General features: G+C 70.0%; 18 protein-coding genes. 7 read left to right on the top strand and 11 right to left on the bottom strand.

Going from position 1 to position 19,951, the window contains the following annotated elements; genetic code table 11:
- Positions 1–88 precede the first annotated feature (88 nt).
- Complete coding sequence (locus MQH31_RS03900; protein WP_243010987.1) at positions 89–514, top strand: hypothetical protein; 426 nt, start codon at positions 89–91, stop codon at positions 512–514.
- A 159-nt stretch (positions 515–673) separates the two neighbouring features.
- Positions 674–1,651 (top strand): NAD(P)H-quinone oxidoreductase, encoded by a 978-nt coding sequence (locus tag MQH31_RS03895; RefSeq protein ID WP_243010986.1) that lies wholly within the window; start codon positions 674–676, stop codon positions 1,649–1,651.
- 410 nt (positions 1,652–2,061) lie between these two features.
- Here the strand turns inward: MQH31_RS03895 and MQH31_RS03890 are convergent, their stop codons facing one another.
- The gene (locus MQH31_RS03890; protein ID WP_243010985.1) at positions 2,062–2,424 is read right to left on the bottom strand and encodes a DoxX family protein; all 363 of its coding nucleotides are present in this window, start codon (positions 2,422–2,424) and stop codon (positions 2,062–2,064) included.
- 170 nt (positions 2,425–2,594) lie between these two features.
- On the opposite strand from MQH31_RS03890, the gene MQH31_RS03885 reads away from it, so the two are divergent.
- From MQH31_RS03885 to MQH31_RS03875, 3 genes are all read left to right on the top strand, one after another.
- Complete coding sequence (locus MQH31_RS03885) at positions 2,595–2,996, top strand: winged helix-turn-helix transcriptional regulator (protein WP_243010984.1); 402 nt, start codon at positions 2,595–2,597, stop codon at positions 2,994–2,996.
- Positions 2,993–3,664 carry a nucleoside/nucleotide kinase family protein gene (locus MQH31_RS03880; protein ID WP_243010983.1) on the top strand — a complete coding sequence of 224 codons (672 nt, stop codon included), beginning with the start codon at positions 2,993–2,995 and terminating at the stop codon, positions 3,662–3,664. The genes MQH31_RS03885 and MQH31_RS03880 overlap by 4 nt, the downstream gene beginning before the upstream one ends.
- Before the next feature lie 80 nt (positions 3,665–3,744).
- Positions 3,745–4,920: a GmrSD restriction endonuclease domain-containing protein gene (locus MQH31_RS03875; protein ID WP_243010982.1), complete on the top strand. Its 1,176-nt coding sequence runs from the start codon at positions 3,745–3,747 to the stop codon at positions 4,918–4,920.
- A gap of 181 nt (positions 4,921–5,101) precedes the next feature.
- Here MQH31_RS03875 and MQH31_RS03870 read toward each other — a convergent pair whose 3' ends face one another.
- The 5 genes from MQH31_RS03870 to MQH31_RS03850 form a co-directional block, all read right to left on the bottom strand.
- Positions 5,102–7,468 carry an alpha-galactosidase gene (locus MQH31_RS03870; protein ID WP_243010981.1) on the bottom strand — a complete coding sequence of 789 codons (2,367 nt, stop codon included), beginning with the start codon at positions 7,466–7,468 and terminating at the stop codon, positions 5,102–5,104.
- A gap of 150 nt (positions 7,469–7,618) precedes the next feature.
- A complete protein-coding gene (locus tag MQH31_RS03865) occupies positions 7,619–8,947 on the bottom strand; it encodes an extracellular solute-binding protein (protein ID WP_198415881.1) in 1,329 nt (442 codons plus the stop codon).
- 88 nt (positions 8,948–9,035) lie between these two features.
- On the bottom strand, positions 9,036–9,977 hold the full coding sequence (locus MQH31_RS03860; protein ID WP_372488102.1) for a carbohydrate ABC transporter permease: 942 nt from the start codon (positions 9,975–9,977) through the stop codon (positions 9,036–9,038).
- Positions 9,974–10,942 (bottom strand): carbohydrate ABC transporter permease, encoded by a 969-nt coding sequence (locus MQH31_RS03855; protein WP_243010980.1) that lies wholly within the window; start codon positions 10,940–10,942, stop codon positions 9,974–9,976. The genes MQH31_RS03860 and MQH31_RS03855 overlap by 4 nt, the downstream gene beginning before the upstream one ends.
- Positions 10,939–12,975, bottom strand: coding sequence for a beta-galactosidase (locus MQH31_RS03850; protein WP_243010979.1), 2,037 nt, complete (start codon positions 12,973–12,975; stop codon positions 10,939–10,941). The genes MQH31_RS03855 and MQH31_RS03850 overlap by 4 nt, the downstream gene beginning before the upstream one ends.
- Before the next feature lie 167 nt (positions 12,976–13,142).
- Here MQH31_RS03850 and MQH31_RS03845 point away from each other — a divergent pair, with 167 nt between their 5' ends.
- Positions 13,143–14,165: a LacI family DNA-binding transcriptional regulator gene (locus MQH31_RS03845; protein ID WP_134533772.1), complete on the top strand. Its 1,023-nt coding sequence runs from the start codon at positions 13,143–13,145 to the stop codon at positions 14,163–14,165.
- 260 nt (positions 14,166–14,425) lie between these two features.
- Here the strand turns inward: MQH31_RS03845 and MQH31_RS03840 are convergent, their stop codons facing one another.
- The 3 genes from MQH31_RS03840 to kduI are packed head-to-tail and all read right to left on the bottom strand — an operon-like array spanning position 14,426 to position 16,886.
- On the bottom strand, positions 14,426–15,193 hold the full coding sequence (locus tag MQH31_RS03840; protein WP_243010978.1) for an SDR family NAD(P)-dependent oxidoreductase: 768 nt from the start codon (positions 15,191–15,193) through the stop codon (positions 14,426–14,428).
- Positions 15,190–16,038: an IclR family transcriptional regulator gene (locus MQH31_RS03835; protein WP_243010977.1), complete on the bottom strand. Its 849-nt coding sequence runs from the start codon at positions 16,036–16,038 to the stop codon at positions 15,190–15,192. Before MQH31_RS03835 ends, MQH31_RS03840 begins: the two co-directional genes overlap by 4 nt.
- Positions 16,038–16,886: a 5-dehydro-4-deoxy-D-glucuronate isomerase gene (gene kduI / locus MQH31_RS03830; RefSeq protein ID WP_243010976.1), complete on the bottom strand. Its 849-nt coding sequence runs from the start codon at positions 16,884–16,886 to the stop codon at positions 16,038–16,040. The genes MQH31_RS03835 and kduI overlap by 1 nt, the downstream gene beginning before the upstream one ends.
- Before the next feature lie 378 nt (positions 16,887–17,264).
- On the opposite strand from kduI, the gene MQH31_RS03825 reads away from it, so the two are divergent.
- Positions 17,265–18,170 (top strand): hypothetical protein, encoded by a 906-nt coding sequence (locus MQH31_RS03825; protein ID WP_243010975.1) that lies wholly within the window; start codon positions 17,265–17,267, stop codon positions 18,168–18,170.
- Positions 18,171–18,207: 37 nt separating this feature from the next.
- Here MQH31_RS03825 and MQH31_RS03820 read toward each other — a convergent pair whose 3' ends face one another.
- The gene (locus MQH31_RS03820) at positions 18,208–19,587 is read right to left on the bottom strand and encodes a wax ester/triacylglycerol synthase domain-containing protein (RefSeq protein WP_243010974.1); all 1,380 of its coding nucleotides are present in this window, start codon (positions 19,585–19,587) and stop codon (positions 18,208–18,210) included.
- A gap of 9 nt (positions 19,588–19,596) precedes the next feature.
- Entirely contained in the window at positions 19,597–19,950 is a 354-nt protein-coding gene (locus MQH31_RS03815; protein ID WP_243010973.1) for a hypothetical protein, read from the bottom strand.
- Between the last annotated feature and the right edge of the window lies 1 nt (position 19,951).

Below are 19,951 nucleotides of genomic sequence, written 5' to 3'. Positions count from 1 at the left end.
GGACTACGCTCTCCGATGGAATGATCCACTCGCGGCTTCGGCCCGCCCGGCTCCTGCCGCATGTCATTACTTCAAGGGAGAAGATGTCATGGAATACATCACGTGGTTTGCCCCGATCCTGCCCGGTAAGACCGAGGCCTGGGAGGCTTTCGCCGCGGAGATGGCCGGTGCGCGCCGCGAGGACCACGAGAGGTCCCGGCGCCGGATCGGCCTGCACCGCGAAGTCGCCTCGCTCATGTCGACTCCGCAGGGCGACTTCGTCGCGCTCTATCACGAGGCCGACGACCTCGCCCGGATGTTCCGCGAGTTCGCCGGCTCCCAGGACCCCCACGACGTATGGTTCCGCGACAATATGGTCGAGTTCCACGGCCTCACCCCCGAGATGCTGCAGGGGCCGCCGCCCGCGCGCCTGGTACTCGACTACAACGAGGAGACCTGGGCCAGGCAGGGCGTCGGCCGCGGCGAGGGGCGGAGCGAGAGCCGGGGCGGAGCGACCTCGTCCGACACCGAGTAGAACCGCGGCGGGGCGGCCCACGACCGGCGCCGAGCACCGACAGCGGGCTCGCCCCACGCCAGCAGGGCGCACAGAGGGCTCCGGGCCGGCCACCGGCACCCGGGCTCGGGCGGCCGTCGGCCCCGGCCGCGTCCCAGCGGCGGCTCGTAGGATGAGGGCATGCGCGCAATTCTGGTACCCGTACCCGGAGGGCCCGACGCCCTCACCCTCTCGACAGTGGCCGACCTGGAGGTCGGGACCCGGGACATCCGCATTCGGGTCGCCGCTGCCGGCGTCAACCGGGCGGATGTCTCCCAGCGGCAGGGCTACTATCCCTCACCCGCAGGGGCGCCGGTCTGGCCGGGTCTCGAGGTGTCGGGGATCGTGACCGAGGTCGGTAGCGCGGTCACGCTCTTCGCCGTCGGCGACCGGGTGTGCGCACTGCTCGCGGGCGGTGGCTACGCGGAGGAGGCCGTCGTGCACGAGGAACTCGCCCTGCCCGTTCCCGACGCGATCGACCTCGTCGACGCGGCCGCACTGCCCGAGGCGCTCGCAACAGTGTGGTCGAACGTGTTCCTCGCCGCCGGGCTGCAGAGCGGCGAGACGCTGCTCGTGCACGGCGGGGCAAGCGGAATCGGCACGACCGCGATCCAGCTGGCGCGGCTGGCCGGCGCGCGCGTCGCCGTCACGGCCGGCTCCCCCGAGAAGCTTGCGGTCTGCCGCGAACTCGGCGCCGACATCCTGATCGACTACCGCAGCCAGGACTTCCCCGCCGAGATCGACCGGGCCACCGATGGGCACGGCGCCGACGTGATCCTCGACATCATGGGCGGCTCATACGCGGCGCGCAACGTCGCCGCGCTCGCCCTCGACGGGCGCATCATGGTGATCGCCAACCAGAGCGGCCAGGACGCCGTCTTCAACCCGATGTACCTCATGCAGAAGCGCGGCCGGTACTGGGGCACGACCCTGCGCGCCCGGCCGTTCGCCGAGAAGGCCGCGATCATCGCCGCCCTGCGCACGGATGCCTGGCCCTGGCTCGAATCCGGAGCCTTCCGTCCCGTCATCGACAGCCGGTACCCGTTCAGCGACGCGGCATCCGCGCATCGCCGGATGGAGGCATCCGCCCACGTGGGCAAGATCGTGCTCGTGCCCTGAGCCCTGCCTGCCTGCCCGCCTGCGATTGCGTCACCGCCCTGAGCGGGGGCTAACTCAGGAAGACCGCGCACCCAGGCGTGTCGAGGCCCCGAACCAGTGCAGCCGATCCGCATCCCCCACGCAGATCTCCTGAGTTAGCTACAGCGGCCGAGCCCAACCCGGCCAAAGCATCAGGCCGACACCACCCCGCCAGGCACGCCGCGCCCACACACCCCACATCGATTCAGCCCGGTCACCGGCACCAGCGGGGGCTAACTCAGGAAGAACGGGCAATCGGCCGCGCCGAGGCCCTGAACCAGTGCAGCCGATCTGCATCCCCCACGCAGATCTCCTGAGTTAGCCACAGCGGCACCGCGATATCCGGCCGGCACCAGGTCCGACAGGCCTGGCCAGCGGGTACCGCAGGCGGATCAGGCGAGGAAACCCAGGATCGCTACGGCGGCGGCGAGCGCGAGCAGGAAGACGTTGACGCCGAGCGAGGACCGCTCGCCGCGCCGCACGTGCACCGTGATGGCGCCGATCTGCAGCAGCACGAGTCCGATCGCGGCGATCGGGGTGAAGACGGGCGCGATTCCGGTGGCGAGCGGCAGGATTACGCCGAGCGCGCCGAGCAGGCCCAGCGCACCGATCAGGGTGACCTGCGGTTCGGTGAAGTCCTCGACCCACGGCATCATCGGCTGCAGCTGCGCCTTGCTGCGGACGACCTTGATCCCCCCGGCCATGATGTAGACGAGGGTGAGGAGGACCGCGGTGATCCAGAGGGCGAGAGTCATGGCATCCGTTTCGTTGAGTTTCCGGTGTTTGTCTGGGAGTCTGGCAGGTGTGCCACGTCGGTGATTGTTACGATTCGTGCCTAACGGCACGAGTGGTTACTTTTATACCGCACGGGGCCCACGCACCGCTCTGTGCCTTGGGCACACGAAGGTAAGAAATGGAGTTCCGCATGACGACTGCCGACGTACACACCGCCCGGATGGACGACATCTGTTCCGGCGCGGGCGATGACGGACGGGTCGTGCGCGACCTGCTCGAGCATCTCGGCGACAAGTGGACCCTCCTCGTGGTCGGCATGCTTGAGGACGGCCCGATCCGGTACTCCGAACTCAAGAACCGGGTGCCCGGCATCTCCCAGCGGATGCTGACGCTCACCCTCAAGAAGCTCGAGCGCGACGGTCTCGTGCGCCGGGAGAGCTTTCCGGAGATTCCGCCGCGGGTCGAATACGACCTCACGCCGCTTGGCCACACCCTGCTGCCACCGGCGCTCGCCTTCGCGACCTGGGCCAGGGGCAGCTCTGGGGAGATCCTCGCCCGCCGCGCCGAGTTCGACGCGCGGGTGACCCGGTGACCGGGACGGGAGCGGGCTCCCCGCCCGTGATCGAGGCCACGGTCGATGAGCTCGCGGCGCGCGTGCGCCGGGTGCTCGCCGGGTCCGCCACAGTGGCACCGCGCATCCTGCTGGGGCTCTGCGGCGCACCCGGCTCGGGCAAGTCGACGCTCGCGGCCGCGCTCGTCGAGCTGCTCGGTGCCGGGACCGCCGCGATCGTGCCGATGGACGGATTCCATCTCGCGACCGACCTGATCCGCGGCACGCCGCTCGCCGAACGCCGCGGCGCGATCGACACCTTCGATCCCGGCTCGTACCTGTCGCTGCTCCGTCGGCTCCGCGCCCGCGACGAGGACGTCGTCTACGCCCCCTCGTTCCGCCGCGGCCTCGAGGAACCGATCGCGGCATCCATCGCCGTGCCTCGCAGCGTGCCGGTCGTCATCACCGAGGGCAATTACCTGCTTGCCGACGCTCCCGTCTGGCGCGAGCTGCGCGGCGAGCTCGACGCGGTCTGGTTCGTCGACGTTCCCGATGCGGTGCGGCTCCCCCGGCTGATCGGCCGGCACGTGCGGTTCGGGCGCGACAAAGCGGATGCCGCGGCCTTCGCCGCCGGAAGCGACCAGGCCAACGCAGACCTCATCGAACGCACGCGCGACCGGGCCGACCTGATCCTGCGCCTTACCGACTGAGCCGCATTCGGAACGCCCCGGAGTGGGTGTGGGGGCGAGCCTCCGGTTACGCCTAGGCTCAGGTGACCCGGAAGGCCGCCATGACGCCCGCACCACAGAAACCCGCCACCTTCGAAGCGAAGATCCGTCGGTTCGTCGGTTCACTCAGCATCCGCTCCCGGGTGATCGGCGGCGTCGCCGGAGTGCTGCTCGTCACTCTCGTCGCCGGTGGCGTCGCCGCGGCCACGCGCCCGGGCGGCGGGCAGCTTGCCGACACGTCGGCGGCGAGCGCGAGTGCCACCCCGGCCAGCTCCAGTTCGGTCGCGAAAACCACGGCCACGGCCACGCCAGCGGCCGCGGCATTCACCGCGGAATCGCCCGCCGACCCGACGAGCGTCACCGCGGCCTCGGATGCCGCCACGGTCGCGATCACCGACACCTCGGTGACCAATACCCTCGCCGTCACCCTGCTCGCGACACTCGCGGTCAAGGGCAAGGCACCCAAGACCGGGTACGACCGGGTCGGCGACTTCGGCACCGCCTGGCTCGACGTCGACCGCAACGGCTGCGACACCCGCAACGACGTGCTCAGCCGCGACCTCTCGAGCGTCGTCAAGTCCGGCAGCTGCAAGGTCATGACCGGCACCATCGTCTCCCCGTACACGAACGCGACGATCGGATTCGTGCGGGGAGCGTCGACATCCGCTCTCGTTCAGATCGACCACGTCGTACCGCTCGCGAACGCGTGGCAGACCGGCGCGCAGCAGCTCAGCCAGGCGCAGCGCATCTCGCTCGCGAACGATCCGCTCAACCTGCTCGCGGTCGACGGGCGCTCCAATGAACAGAAGAGCGACGGCGACACCGCGACCTGGCTGCCCGCGAACAAGTCATACCGGTGCCACTACGTCGCCCGGCAGATCTCGGTGAAGGCGACCTACGGTCTCTGGGTGACGCAGGCGGAGCGGGATGCGATGACGCGCATCCTCGACACCTGCCCCAGCGAGCCGGCCCTCACGTCCGGATTCGCGCCAGCACCCGCACCCGTCGTCGTCGCCCCGGCCCCCGCTGCACCCGCTCCCGCCGCCCCGGCCCCCGAGCCCGCTCCGGTCGTCGCCCCGGCCCCCGCCGCACCGGCGCCGGCCCCTGCCGCACCGGCCACCGCTTCGTACAAGAATTGCGACGCCGTCCGTGCCGCCGGTGCCGCGCCGATCCACCCCGGCGACCCCGGCTGGCAGTCCAAGTTCGACCGCGACGGCGACGGTATCGGCTGCGAGTAGCCCCGCCCCTCGAAACGGGTGCCGACAGTACCGAATTCAGGAGTCGGCCTGCGTCATCCGGCCGACTCCCCGGAACCCGTGGGGGACATCCGCTGCCGCTGGCGCAAAACTCCCTCAACTCCTGAATTCGGAACGCGCCACAGGCCGTGTACGACCGGGAACCCGCACTGCCGCCGGGTAGTCAGCGGCGGGTGAGCTCGTAGAGGGCGGCCTGCTCAGGGGCGAGGAGCGGCGCCGGGAGTCCGACCTCGGCGAGCACCGCGCCGCTCAGGGTCACCGAGCCGTGCTGCAGCCAGGCCGGCGCGGCATCCTGGATCACTCGCGGCGCGACCGACGGCACGCCGGACTCCCCCGCACCGGAACGCTCAGCGCCGGGGCCGGCAGTCTCCCCGATCGACAACGGCCGCACCGTGTATTGCGCAGCGGGGTCGAGCCCGGGAAACCGCAACGGCGCAGGCAGAGCGGTCCGCGGCGCGGCGAGCGCGACGTACGCGAACACAGCCGATGCCCCGTCGCCGGCCACGACGCCGTGCAGCTCGAGCGCGGGGTCCGACGCATCCGCGTGCACGACGACACCCGAGTGCAGCAGCGGACGCAGCCGTTTGTACTCGGCAATCCACCCGGCGACGGCATCGAGCTCTGCGGCCGAGGCCCGGGTCAGGTCCCACTCGATCCCCGCGCTGCCGAACAGCGCGGTCGCGAGCCGGAAGCCGAGGTCCGCCGTGCGCCCGGTGGTGTGCGCGGTCGCAGCTCCCAGGTGCCCGCCGAGGTATTCCGGCGGCACCAGCACGCCGGTGTACCGCTGGATCTGCTGCCGCTCGAGCGGGTCGTTGGTGTCGCTCGTCCAGACCCGGTCGACGAGCGGGAGGATGCCGAGGTCGATCCGGGCGCCGCCCGAGGCGCACGACTCGATCTCGAGTCCCGGGTGCGCGGCCCGCAGCGCCCCGATCAGCCGGTAGACGGCCTCGGTCTGCCGGTGCGCCGAGCCACCGAGCAAGTCGCGGTTGTGGTCCCACTTCAGGTAGGCGATCGGGTACTCGTCGAGCAGGGCGGTGAGCCGGGCGAGCACGTACGCGTACGCATCCGGGTTGCCCAGGTCGAGCACCCGCTGGAACCGCCATTCGAGCGCGCCGGGCGCGCCGAGCACCCAGTCCGGATGCGCCCGCGCGAGCTCGGAGTTGAGGCTCACCATTTCCGGCTCGACCCAGAGCCCGAAGGAGAGGCCCGCCGAGTGCACGCGCTCGACCAGCGGATGCAGGCCGCTCGGCCAGGTCACGGGGTCGACGAACCAGTCGCCGAGGGCGCGCCTGTCGTCGGTGCGTCCGGTGAACCAGCCGTCGTCGAGCACGAACCGCTCGACCCCGACCCGAGCGGCCGCGTCGACGAGCCGGGTGAGCGTGGGCAGGTCGTGGTCGAAGTACACGGCTTCCCAGGTGTTGAGCACGACCGGGCGCGGAGTTCGCGGCGATGCGGCGGCCACGGTCGTCGCGTCAGACCGGGCCGTGGCGTTCGCCGCGTCGGCCTGGGCAGGGGCGTCGGCCGGGGGCGTCGCGTCAGACCGGGCCGTGACGTTCGCCGCGTCGGCCTGGGCAGGGGCGTCGGCCGGGGGCGTCGGCGATGCAGCGACCGCAGCGGGCCCCGCCCACGACCGAATCCACGGATGCAGCCGCGCCGACAGCCCGTCCAGTCCGGCCGCCGAGTACGCGGCCACCATCCACGGCGAGGTGTAGCTGGCCCCGGCGGGCAGGCCCAGTTCCCCGGGAGCGAGCAGTTCGCCGCTGCCGAGGGTTGCGGCGCCGAGGGCCGAGCGTTCCGCCCAGACCCGCTTGTCGCCGCTCCAGGCCAGGTGCACCGCCCAGACCTCGCCGCGGCGGAACCCGAACCCGGGTACCCCGGCGACCGAGAGGAACGGGTCGTCGTGCCCGGGCCGGCCGTGCCGGCTCTCGCGGCTCCAGACACCGTGCCCGAGTGTGGTGCGCTGCGGGCGGCGTTCGTGGCTCCACAGGCCGGTGAAATCGAGGAGTTCCCCGGCCCGGTCGGGCACGGGCAGGGTCACGTCGAGCGAGCCGAGTTCGAAGTCGGTGTCGCCTGTGTTGGTCAGGGTGTGCCGCACCCGCAGCACTCCCTCGACCGTAAGATCGAGGTCGGTCACAACCGAAACGGATGCCGCGGCATCCGTCACAGTAATAAGGAGCGTTCGGTCGCCCCGGCTCTGCACCGACTCGAGCCGCAGCGCGAGATCGGCCGGGCCGTGGAACACCGCAGCGCCGCGCCGGAAACCGCTCAGCCCCGGCCGGCCGCTCCAGCCCTCGGCGAGCGCCGGCAGCAGCGAGAGTCGCAGGGGCACGTCGATCGAGCTCGGCGGGACCGCGGGAACCGAGGCATCCGCGAGCACGGCAAGCTCGGGCCCGGACAGCGCACCGAGGTCGGCACCCCAGTGCACGATCACGGGAACGGCCGTGCCGCGGGCGTCCAGCACGAGGCTGGTGCCCGCGGCACGGAGGTGGAACAGCCCGGTCGGAGCATCCGCCAGAGGAGTGTGAGTCACGGAATTCGCTGCTAACTGCTCACACGAAGTGAACGGATGGGGCGGGCGGGTCGAACGGTCGAACTGGTCATGCGGGCCGAACAGGTCATGCGGGCTGAACGAGTCGAGCGGGTCGTGCGCGTCAGCTGACCCGCACGACCCGCAACTCCCCTACTTGTTGACGGGGATCGACTGCGCCGTCATGGCCGCAATCGTAGCCGTCTGCCCGGTCTTCAGGGCGTCGATCAGGGTGCCCTTCTTGGTGACCGCGGCCTTGAAGCCGTCGGAGACGTCGTTGTACGTCTGCGTCATGGTCGGGCCCCAGACGAAGTCGGGCGAGACCTCGGCGGATGCCTTCGCGAAGACGTCGTAGATCGCCTGGCCGCCGTAGAAGTCGACGCCCGCCTTGAGCGCGGGCAGTTCGAGACCGGACTTGGCCGCCGGGTACAGGTTGGCGGACTTGTTCAGCATCGTGAGCGCCTCATCGGAGGTGTTCAGCCAGAGCGCGAACTTCGCGGCCTCGAAGGGGTGCTTCGAGCCCTTGAAGACGGCGGTCGAGGACCCGCCCCAGTTGCCGCTGGCCTTGTCGCCGGCCGCCCACTGCGGGGATGCCGCGACGGCCCACTTGCCGGCCGTGTCCGGTGCACCGCTCGCGATGGAGTTGGCGCCCCAGGCTGCGGAGTTCCAGGTCCAGTCGCTGCCGGTGTTGTAGGCGTTGTTCCACTCGTCGGTCCACGGCGGGTTCGTCGAGACGAGGTCGCGGTCGATCAGGTCCTGCCAGTACGCGGCGACCTTCGCCGTGGTCGGGTCGGTCAGGTTCACGGTCCAGTTGGTGCCGTCGTTCTTGAACCAGGTACCGCCGGCCTGCCAGACGAGTCCAGCGAACTGGTTGATGTCGCTCTGGGAGAAGTTGGTGATGTAGCCGCCGGTCGCGCGGATCTTCTCTGCGGCGGCGGTGTACTCGGCCCAGGTGGTCGGGATGGCGATGTTGTTGGCCTTGAAGAGGTCGGCGCGGTAGAACATGGCCATGGGGCCGGCGTCCTGCGGGATCGCGTACACGGCGTTGTCCTCGCCGAAGTTGACCTGTCCCCAGGTCCAGTCGACGAAGTCCTTCTTCGCGTCGAGCACGCCGGCGCAGGAGGCGAGGTCGGTCAGGCCGTCCTGCACACGGAAGTTCGGCAGGGCGTCGTACTCGATCTGGCCGAGGTCGGGCGCGTTGCCGGCCTTGAGCTGGTTGAAGAAGTTCTGGTAGGTGCCGCCGTTGCCGTTCGGGCCGGTCTGCACCTTGACCTGGATGTCGGGGTTCTCCTTGTTCCACACCGCGACGGCGTCTTCCATGCCGGGGATCCAGGTGGTAAAGCTCAGGTCGACTTTTCCGGTCGACGGTGCGCAGCTGCCGGCGGCGGTGCCGGTGCTTGTCGTCGAGGTGGCACAGCCGGTCAGCGCAACCGAGGCTGCAGCGAGCAAGGCAACGGCGACCGCTCTTTTCTTCATTCGCATGTGTCTTCTTCTTTTCTCTTGGGAAAGGAACCGTCCGGGTATTCCGGTCGGGTGGTGCTGTGGGTGATGCGGAGGTGAGGTGGATGGGCTACTTGACCGAGCCGGCGCTGAGGCCGTTCCGCCAGAAGCGCTGGAGCAGCAGGAAGATGATGATGAGCGGAATGATCGACAACAGTGCGCCGATGAGCACGTAACCGCGCAGCTCGGGGATCTGGTTGACCTGCGAGTTCCAGCCGTAGAGTCCGAGCGTGACCGGGAACAGCGTCTCGTCGCGCAGCATGATCAGCGGCAGGAAGAAGTTGTTCCAGATCGCGACGAACTGGAAGAGGAAGACGGTGACCAGGGCGGGCACCATCATCCGCACCGAGACGGTGAAGAAGGTGCGCACCTCGCCGGCCCCGTCGAGGCGGGCGGCCTCGATCAGCTCGTCGGGCACGCTCGCCGAGGCGTAGATGCGGGCGAGGTAGACCCCGAACGGGCTGACCAGGCTCGGCAGGAACACCGACCAGAACGTGTTGGTGAGGCTGATCTGGCTGAAGATCAGGAACAGCGGCAGCGCGAGGGCCGTTGCGGGCACGAGCACCCCGCCGAGCACGACGTTGAAGATCAGTTCGCGGCCGGGGAACCGGTATTTGGCGAGGGCGTACCCGCACATGCCGGCAATGATCGTTCCGACCAGGGCGCCGAGCCCGGCGTACATCGCGCTGTTGAGCATCCACTTGAGGTAGACGCCGTCGCGGTAGCTGACCAGGGCGCCGATGTTCTCGAACAGGGAGAAGTCGGCGAACCAGAGCGGGTTCGTGCCGGTGAACTGGGCGCGGTCCTTTGTGGCGGCGACGAGCAGCCACCAGACCGGCACCAGGAAGTACAGGGTGAAGACGGCCATCACGATCATGGCGCCGGCCCGGGCGAAGGGGCTCTCGCGCTGGGCGCGGGGCGGCTTCGCGGTCGACGGGCGGATGCCGCGGGCCGGGCGGTCGGGAACGGTGACGGTCGGGGTGGGGGTGGGGGTGGGGACTACCGTGCTCATGACCGGGCTTCCTTCCGCTGGGTGAATTTGAGGAACGTGAACGAGAGCACGAAGGTGGCCAGGGCCAGCACCACCGAGAATGCGGCCGCGAGGTTGACGTTGGGGATCGACGAGGTCGTGTACACGGTGAGGTTCGGCGTGAACGTGCTCGTCACGGCGGAGCTGAAGCTCCGGAACACCTGCGGTTCGGCGAGGAGTTGCAGGGTTCCGATGATCGAGAAGATCGCGGTGAGCACGATCGCGGGCATGATCAGCGGGATCTTCACCGACCAGGCGATGCGCAGCTGCCCGGCACCGTCGAGGCGGGCGGCCTCGTAGAGCTCGGTGGGGATGGCCAGGAGCGCCGAGTAGATGATCAGCATGTTGTAGCCGACGTAGACCCAGGTGACGACGTTCGCGATGGCCCAGAGCACGAGGTCCGCCGAGAGGAAGTTGATGTTCTGGGTGACCGCGCTGAACGGCGACAGGTTCGGGGAGTAGAGGTAGCCCCACATGATCGCGGCGATGACGCCGGGGACCGCGTACGGCACGAAGAACGCGAGCCGGAAGAACTTCTTGCCGCGCACGAGTGGGGAGTCGAGCAGCAGCGCGAACAGCAGCGCGAGCCCGAGCATGATCGGCACCTGCACGGCGCCGAACGCGAGCACCCGGCCGACGGACTGCCAGAACGGACCGTTCTGGAAGACCAGCACGTACTGACTGAAGCCGCCGAAGACCTCGGTCGCCGCCCCGAAGGTACCCTCCCGCTTGATCACGAGCAGGGACTCGTAGATCGCGTACCCGATCGGCACCAGGTAGAACAGGGCGAACAGGGCGCCGAAGGGGAGCACGAAGATCAGGATCGCGCGCTTGTGCTGCACCCGGGGCCTCGCGGGCCGGGGGCGGGTGCCGGGCTGCCTCGCGAGCCGGCGGGCCGTTCGGGTGTCGCCCGGGGCATCCGTGAATCGGGCGGTGGAAGCACTCATGCTGCCGTGTCCTCTCTGATAACGCGCACGGCGCCGGCCGGGACGCGCACAATGCGGTCGACGGCGACGTCGGTGACGAGTTCGCGCCCGCTGGCGGCGATCTCGATCTCGCTGTGGCCGTGGTTGATGACGAAAAGGTAGCTGTGCGTCGCATCGGCGCGACGCACGACCTCAATGGTGCCGTCCGATTCCGGGCCGAGGGCAGTCACCCGCGCGGCCTGGGCGGCCGTGCGCATCACCGCGCGCAGGGCGTCGGGGTCGAGGGCGGTGGCGAGATACCAGGCGGTGCCGCGGCCGAAGTCGTTGCGGGTGATCGCCGGGAAGCCGGGCAGGGGGCCGTCGAGGTAGCTCGCGACAGCGGTCGCGCCGTCGAGGTGCAGCCGCTCGGTCCAGAGTCCGGTACCCGCCCCGGAGTCCAGGTTCAGTTTCCGGCCGGGGAGCAGTGGGGAGAACTCCTCGACACGGATGCCGAGCAGCTCGCGGAACGCGCCCGGGTAGCCGCCGGGGCGGACCCGGTCGTCTTCGTCGACGATGCCGCTGAAGAAGGTGATCAGCGCGTGCCCGCCGTTCGCGACGTAGTCGGCGAGGCCGGCGGCATCCGCGTCGGTGACGAGGTAGAGGGTGGGTACGACGACGAGGCGGTAGCCGCTCAGGTCGGCGCCGGGGGCGATCACGTCGACCGTGATCCCGAGCCGGTGCAGCGCAGTGTAGGCGGCGTGCATCTGGCCGAGGTATTCCACGGACTGGGACGGCCGGGATTCGCCGTCCCCGGCCCACCAGGCTTCCCAGCTGAAGATGATGGCGGCATCCGCTGTCACCCGGGTGCCTGCGACGCCGGCGAGCCGGTCGAGCGTGGCGCCGAGGTCGACGACTTCGCGCCAGAGCGCGGTGTCGGTGCCGGCGTGCGGGACCAGGGCGGAGTGGAACTTCTCCGAACCCTGCAGGGAGGCCCGCCACTGGAAGAAGCAGACCGCGTCCGCGCCGCGGGCGACGTGGGTGAGGGAGTTGCGGGTGAGTTCGCCGGGCTCCTTCGCGAGGTTGTGCGGCTGCCAGTTCACGGCGCCGGTCGCCTGCTCCATCAGCAGCCAGGGGTCTCCGCCGGCGAGCCCGCGGGTGAGGTCCGCCGCGAAGGAGAGCTCGGTGACGGGGTCGCCGAGGCGGTGGTCGAGGTAGTGGTCGTTGGCGACCACGTCGACCTCGGGCGCCCACTGCCAGTAGTCGAGGTTGCGGATGTGGGCGGTGACCATGAAGTTGGTGGTGACCGGCACAATGCTGTGGCGGCGGATGACGTCGCGTTCGCGGCGGTAGTAGTCGAGCAGCTCGTCGGAGCTGAACCGGTGGAAGTCGAGGACCTGGCCGGGGTTGCGGCTGGAGAGGGTGAGGCGCGGGGTGAGGATCTCGGCCCACTCGCCGTACTGCTGGCTCCAGAACGAGGTGCCCCAGGCTGCGTTGAGCGCGGCGATCGTGCCGTAGCGCGCCTCGAGCCAGCGGCGGAAGGCCGCGGTGGTGTCTTCGTCGTAGCAGAGCGCGTTGTGGCAGCCGAGCTCGTTGGACACGTGCCAGAGCGCGATCGCGGGGTGCCGGCCGTAGCGCTCGGCGACCTTCTCGACGAGGGCGAGGGCGTGCTCGCGGAACACCGGAGAGCTCGGGCACCAGGCCTGGCGACCACCGGGGTAGCGGATGCTGCCGTCCTCGGTCTCCGGGAGGATCTCCGGGTGCAGCGTGGTCAGCCACGGTGGCGGGGAGGAGGTTCCGGTGCCGAGGTTGACCCGGATCCCGTTCGCGTGCAGGAGCTCGATGATCGTGTCGAGGTTGGCGAAGTCGTACTCCCCCGGCCTCGGTTCGATGTGGGACCAGCCGAAGATGTTGATCGCGACAAGGTCGACGCCGGCCTCGCGCATCAGGCGCATGTCCTCGGCCCAGGTGTCGGGGCCCCACTGCTCGGGGTTGTAGTCGCAGCCGTATGCGAGGCCGTCGTGGGAGAACGGGACCGCCGGGGCCGCCTCGTTCTGGACTGCTGCTCGCGCGTTCATCGGCTCCCTGACATCGTTGGCACCGGCATCCGCCGGATGGTCTGTGAACGTGCACAGAGCCGGTAGAAAAAAAGGCCACACCGGCGATCTGTGAACGTACACAGAGTAAGTACGGATCGCGATCCGTGTCAAGGACCTTTTCTCCGAACGGGCGATACAGTTATCGAATGGTGACCAATCCGGGGCGGCGCAGACGTGCCACGATCCACGACGTCGCCCTGGAGGCGGGGGTCTCCCGCGGCACCGTGAGCCGGGTCATCAACGACGAACCCTACGTGTCCGCCGAGGCGCGGATCGCGATCGAGGCCGCGATCGAGAGGGTCGGCTACGTGCCGAACACCGCCGCCCGCAACCTGGTCATGCAGCGCTCGCAGGCGGTCGGTTTCATCGTGCACGAGCCGCACTCGCTCTTCCTGGAAGACCCCAACATCGGCGAGATCCTGCTCGGCGCCAACGCGGCGCTGTCCCTCGCCGACTTCCAGATGGTGTGTCTCATCATCGACTCCGAGCGCGATACCGACCGGGTGGCCCGGTACCTCAGCGGCGGTTTCGTCGACGGGGTCATCGTCGTGTCTGCACGAAAGAATGACCCGATCACTCGCATTATCGAGAAGCTGGGATTGCCGTCGGCGTTTGTCGGGCATCCGCCGGACCTGCGGCGACTGCCGTTCGTCGGCATCGACAACCGGAGCTCGGCGTTCGCGATCACGGAGCGCCTGCTGGCTACCGGTCGCCGCCGCGTCGGGATGATCGCCTCAGCCCTCGACCGCGACTCGGGCGCCGACCGTCTGGCCGGGTTCACGGATGCCCTCGGTCCCCTGTTCGACCCGGCCCTCGTCGCCCGGGTGCCCTTCTACGCGTATGCCGATGGTGTCAAGGGCATGCGTGCGCTGCTCGCTGCCGAACCCGAACTCGATGGCGTGTTCGCGGCATCCGATGCCGTTGCGGCGGGCGCGCTCGAAGCCCTGCGCGAGGCCGGGCGCAGCGTGCCCGGGGACGTCGGCGTTGTCGGCTTCGACGACAGCGCCTGGGCTCTGCGGTGCCAGCCGTTGCTCTCGACGGTGCACCAGCCGGCCGCGGGCCTCGGCGAACGCGCGGCCGAGTCGGTACTCGCCCAGCTGCGCGGCGAGGAACCCGAGCTCGGCGGCATCCTGCTCACCACCCCGATCGTCTGGCGCGACTCCGCCTGACCCCGCCTTGCCTGCCTGCCCCGGGCCCGCACCCGGCGCTTCCGCACGGATGCCCGCGGTTCCGAATTCAGTAGTCGGCCCGCAACAGCCGCACCCGGCCCGCGGACCAGTGCGGAGCATCCGCCACCAGCCGGGTGCACCGGGGCTGAACTCCTGAATTCGGCACACTTCCACCCGGAGAAGTCGGCAGCGGAACAGGCGGAACCGGCAGCGGAACAGGCAGAACCGGCAGCGGAACCGGCGGCGGAACGCGTCTGTGGCTAGCGGCCGAGCCAGCCGCCGTCGACGGGGAGGACGATGCCGTCCACGTAGTCCGAGGCGGCGGATGCGAGGAAGACCGTCGCTCCGGCGAGGTCGGCGGGGGTTCCCCAGCGGGCGGCGGGGATCCGCTCGAGGATGGCGCCGGACCGGCCGGCATCGTCCTGGAGGGCCTGGGTGTTGTCGGTCGCGAAGTACCCGGGGGCGATCGCGTTGACGTTGACGCCGAGCGGCGCCCACTCGTTGGAGAGCGCCTTCGTGAGTCCGGCGATCGCGGACTTCGAAGCCGTGTACCCGGGCACGTTGAGCCCGCCCTGGAAGCTGAGCAGCGAGGCGGTGAAGATGATCTTGCCGTGACCCTGCGCGATCATGGTGCGGCCGATCTCCCGGCTGAGCACGAACTGGCTCGAGAGATTGACGGCGATCACGCGGTCCCACATCTCGTCCGGGTGCTCGGCGGCGGGCGCGCGGGCGATCGTGCCGGCGTTGTTGACGAGCACGTCGACCGGGCCAAGAGCGGTAATCTCGGCGGCGAGGGCGGAGACGGCGGCCCGGTCCGCGAAGTCGGCGTGCAGTGCGGTGAACCGGCGCCCGAGTGCGGTGACCGCGGTCTCGATCGCACTGCCGTGCTCGGGCATTCTCGACGAGACGCCGACGACGTCCGCCCCGGCCTCGGCGAGGGCGACGGCCATGGCGAAGCCGATGCCGCGGCTCGCGCCGGTGACGACGGCGGTCTTGCCGCTGAGGTCGAAGAGGTTCAGGACACTCATGGGTTGTTTCCTAACGTTGTTGTCGCGAGTGCGCTCCCCCGGTAGCCCAGGGCGTGGGAGATGGCGGCGGCTGCCTTGAGGAGAGGGCCGGACATCGCCTCGATCTGGGCGTCGGTGTGCTCGATCGAGAGCGTGGACACGCTAAGGCCGTAGCGGACGGTTCCGGTGTGGTCGAAGAGGGGCGCCGCGATACAGGCGATTCCGGGCACGTTCTCGCCGCGGTCGCGGGCGGTGCCGCGCGAGCGCACGTCGGCGATCTCGCAGCGGAAGGCGTCCGGGCTGGTGATCGAGGCATCCGTCACGCGGGCGAGGCCGGCGCTCGCGATGATGCGGTCGACGGTGTCGTCGGGGTAGCTCGCGAGGATGACCTTGCCGATTCCGGTGGTGTGCAGCGGGGCGGCATGGCCGACGCGGGACGGCATTGTGTACGGTTTGCGGGAGTCGCTGCGCATCACGTAGACGATCGAGTCGCCGCTGATCACGCCGATGTGCACGGTGCAGTCCACGGTGGCGACGAGGTCGTCGACGAAGGGTTGGGCGATCGCGGAGATGTCGATTCCGGCGAGTGCCCGGCCGGCGATCGCGAGGAGCGCCGGGCCAGGCAGGTAGCTGCCGGCGGGGTCGGTGGCGAGGAACCGCTGGGCCACGAGGGTCGCGAGCAGGCGGTGCACGGTGGCCTTGGGCAGGCCGGTTGCGGCGACGACGTCCGAGAACCGAGGGTGTTCGAGGGCGGCCTCGAGCACGACGAGAGTGCGCTCGGCGGCGCCGGCCGGCGCGGCAGGGGCGGCGACCCGGACGGCGGCGAGGGCCGACGGCATCCGCTCGCCGGCCAGGTCTGCGGTCATCAGGAGACAGCGGTGATGTCTACGGCGTCCATGTCGTCGAACGACTGGTTCTCGCCGGCCATGGCCCAGATGAAGGAGTAGTTCGAGGTGCCGACGCCGGAGTGGATGGACCAGCTCGGGGCGATGGTCGCCTGGCGGTTGGCGACGATCAGGTGGCGCGTTTCGGTCGGCTCACCCATCAGGTGCACGACGCGGGCGGCCTCGGGAAGGTCGAAGTACAGGTACGCCTCCATACGGCGGTCGTGGGTGTGCGCCGGCATCGTGTTCCACATGCTGCCCTCGTGCAGGCTCGTCACGCCCATCACGACCTGGCAGCTGCGCACGCCGTTCTCGTGAATGTACTGGTTGAGCGTGCGACGGTTCGAGGTGGACTGGTCGCCGAGCTCGCGCACGATGCCGGTGCCCGCCGGTACGAGTGTCGTCGGGTACGCGGTGTGCGCCGGCGCAGAGAAGAGGTAGAACCGGGCGGAGTCTTCGGTCTCGGGCGCGGCGCTCGCGCTATCCGAGATGAATTCGACGACGGATGCCCCGCGCCCGATGTACAGGCACGAGCCGTGTCCGAGGTCGAACGGCACGCCATCGACGACCACGGTTCCGGATCCGCCGACGTTGACGACCCCGGCCTCGCGGCGCTCGAAGAAGTGGTCGGTGCGCAGTTCGGGGAAGCTTTCGAGGGTGAGCGGGACCGTGACAGGGCTGACCCCGACGAGGATGACGCGGTCTTCGTGCGAGTAGACGGCGCGCAGTTCGTCGTCGACGAAGAGGTCGGTGACGAGGAAGCGTTCACGCAGCTCGGCGGTGGTCATTCCCTTGACTTCGGTCGGGCTGGTGGCATTGCGGATCTGCACGGAGACTCCTTGCGCTTCACGGCCCCAAAATGGAACTTAGTTCCATTCTGCGCGCTTGCCCTCCCGCGGTCAAACCCGCCGCGACCGTTGCGTCGCTGGAATGCCCCTCGAACGGGGCTCCGACATCCTGGCGGTCAGCGGATAGCCTGACGAGAGAAAGTCGCCAGTGCCGCTCGTGCGTCCCGGAATACCGAACCGACGCCCCTCGATCACCGATGAAGCGAGGATCATATGCGCGCTCGCGCAGGAACCGACCCGACCGCGGCCAGCGGGGATCGGCCCGGCCCTGCACCCCGTGGTGCGGAAGTGCCCGATCCGACCTCCGCTGTCGACTCGTCCGGCGTGCGGGTGCCCCCGAGGTCCCGGAAACTGCGAACCTTGCTCGTCGCGACAATCGCTGTCGGTCTCGCGACCGTCCTCACCGCCGGGATCGGCATCCCGTTGGCTTCGGCCGAACACGATCGGGTCGCCGCCGAGGACGCCAGGCGTGCGACCCTCGCGGCCGTAGCCGCGCGAGCCGAGAGCGAACTCGCAGCGGTGCGCACCGAAGTCGCCCTCTTCGTTCTCCCGTTGGATGGCTTCGTCGCGGGTCTGGCTGGTGTCGTTGATCCGACCCTGATCGCACAATTGAACGTCGCCCGAGACCGGCTGACCCTGGCCGCGCACGACGGCTACCCCCGGGCGATCACCGAAGCTCGTTCCGTTGTCGTGAGACGCCTCCAAGGCATCGCGGACGCGGAAGCAACCGCGGCGGAGACCGCCGTCGGCCTGCAGACCGCTGCCGATCAGGACTCCCGTGATGCCGTCACCGCGGCCGTTCTCGGACTGCGTGCCGCAGCCGTGACGCACGGGGAACTGCCGAAGGCCTTCGCCGCGGTCGTCGTCGCGAATGCCGCGCTGGCGGCACGTCAGGCCGCCGCCGTTGCCGCAGCCCAAGCCGCGGCCGAAGCCGCCGCCGCCGAAGCCGCGCGCATCGCAGCAGCGCCCTCCGCCCGGAATTCCGGTGCCTCTCGGAGTTCCGGGTCAAGCGGAACCGGCAGCACCGGCGGCGCGACGCCCAGCTTCCCCGGCATTCAGTTCCTGCCACACCCCACCTTCATGGACCCGCCCGTTGTCCACAACAACGCCAACTATCAACCCATGTGCCAGGGCGAGGCTTTCGACACCATCGTGGTCGAGGGTGCCAGCTCGTACACCTTCGACTACGACTTCGCGTACTCGTACATCGTCCAGGGTGCCTTTGAAACGAGACAGTGGGAACTGACCGCCTTCGCCTGCTACTGACACCGGCCACCTCAACGGGGCGCTGGAACACTCCCCGTCAAACACAGTGCAGGAGGGTGGCGAACTCGTGCTCGAGGAGCGTGCGGAGGGCGGGCAGGTCGGGGCAGGCGTCCGGGTCGGCGGCGAGGGTGACCTCGAGTCCGCCGGCGTAGGAGAGCACGGCGAACGAGACCGTCACGTTGCCGGTCGGGCCGGTCAGGGGCACGATGCCGGTGACCGGGCATCCGAAGATCGCGAGCGGCTCCCCAGGCCCGCGCAGGTTGGTCACGAAGGTGTGGATCGTCCGCTGCCGGCTGATGAACCTCTGGAACAGGCCGAGCCGCGCGAGCAGGCGGAAGAACGGCCCGAGCAGCGCCGTCGACGCACCCGCGGGTGCGAGCTTCGCGGTCCTCGTGGCCGCGGCGACAGCATCCAACCGGGTGAACAGATGCCCGACACCGGGCGCACGGATCGGAATCGCCCCGCTCTGGTTCCCCAGCTCGCCCACGGAAGCCTGGCGCCGACCCGAGAACGGCACCGACAGGATGAAGGACTCCTGCTGCTCGCCGCGCTGCTCGAGTAACCGGTGCAGTGCTCCGCCGATCGCCGTGAGCACGACGTCGTTGACGGTGGCGTGGTGCGCGTGGCCGGCGGCGAGCACCTCCGCGAGGTCGAGCCGGATCGACACGAACCGCCGGCGCGGGCCCGTCGGCACGTTGAGCGAGGTGCGGGCCAGGCGCGGGGCGCCGATCGATCCGCGCAGCGCGAGCAGCCCGCCGGCCGCCCGCGCCAGCGTCGCCGGCAGCCGCTGCGCCGCGCGAACCCGGCGCGCCCACGCGTCACGCGCGAGTGCCCCGACCGACGGCATCGGCCGGGGAAAACCCCGGTCCGCCGCACCGGCTCCCTCTCGCGAAAGCGGAGAGGATTCCTCCGGACGGTCGACGAGGTGCGACATCACGGCGAGGCCGCCCATGCCGTCCGCAAGCACGTGGTGGAACACGATGATGAGCGCGGCGCGGTCGTCCGATGAGGTGCCGGCCGCACCCGCACCGACGCCGGTCAGGAGCACCGCGGTCCAGAGCGGACGGGAGCGCGGCAGCCGCGCACCGAGCAGCCCGGCGGTGACGTCGAAGACCGCCGCCTCACCCCCGGGCGCCGGGCACACTCGCGAGGACAGATGGTTCGCCACGTCGAACGCGGGGTCGTCGACCCAGGCCGGCCGGCCGCATCCGATGGGCACGTCGACCAGTCGTTGCCGCAGCCGCGGCACCCGGCGGATGCGCTCGGCCAGCACGCCGAGGGCCGCTTCGGTGTCGAGGCCCGCACGACTGTCGAGGAAGAGCACCGCTCCGACCTGCATGGGCGCCGACCCGCGCTCGGTGGCGAGCGACATCAGGTCGTCCACGCTGACCCGATCGATGGGCGACAGGGTGGGCATGACGCCACGCTATACCCGCGGAGTGCGCAGCCCGAGCCGGATCAGCGCGATCCCCGTCCAGACGAACCAGGCCCACATCAGCAGGCCGTATACCGAATACAGCGGCGGGACCGCGCAGCGGAGTACCTCCCCGGCCAGGCCCGCGACCCCGGCGGCCACGCCGAGCCAGGCGAGGGCGCGGGGAAACCCGCTGCCGAGCATCGCGATGGAGATCAACAGGATGCCCAACACCGACAGCACGCCGACGATCGCAGGGGTGTTGTTCGCCGCGATGATCGCCTCGGCGGCGGACGCGAACCGCAACCGATCGCGCCCCGCGCCCTCGAACCCCGCGCCCCGTCCCGAATTCAGGAGTCGGGACATC

Origin of the sequence: Cryobacterium zhongshanensis (assembly GCF_022760445.1) — a bacterium.
Lineage (GTDB): Bacteria > Actinomycetota > Actinomycetes > Actinomycetales > Microbacteriaceae > Cryobacterium > Cryobacterium algoricola.
The sequence above is the reverse complement of the archived record's forward strand: the minus strand, read 5'-3'. Positions and strand labels throughout refer to the sequence as shown.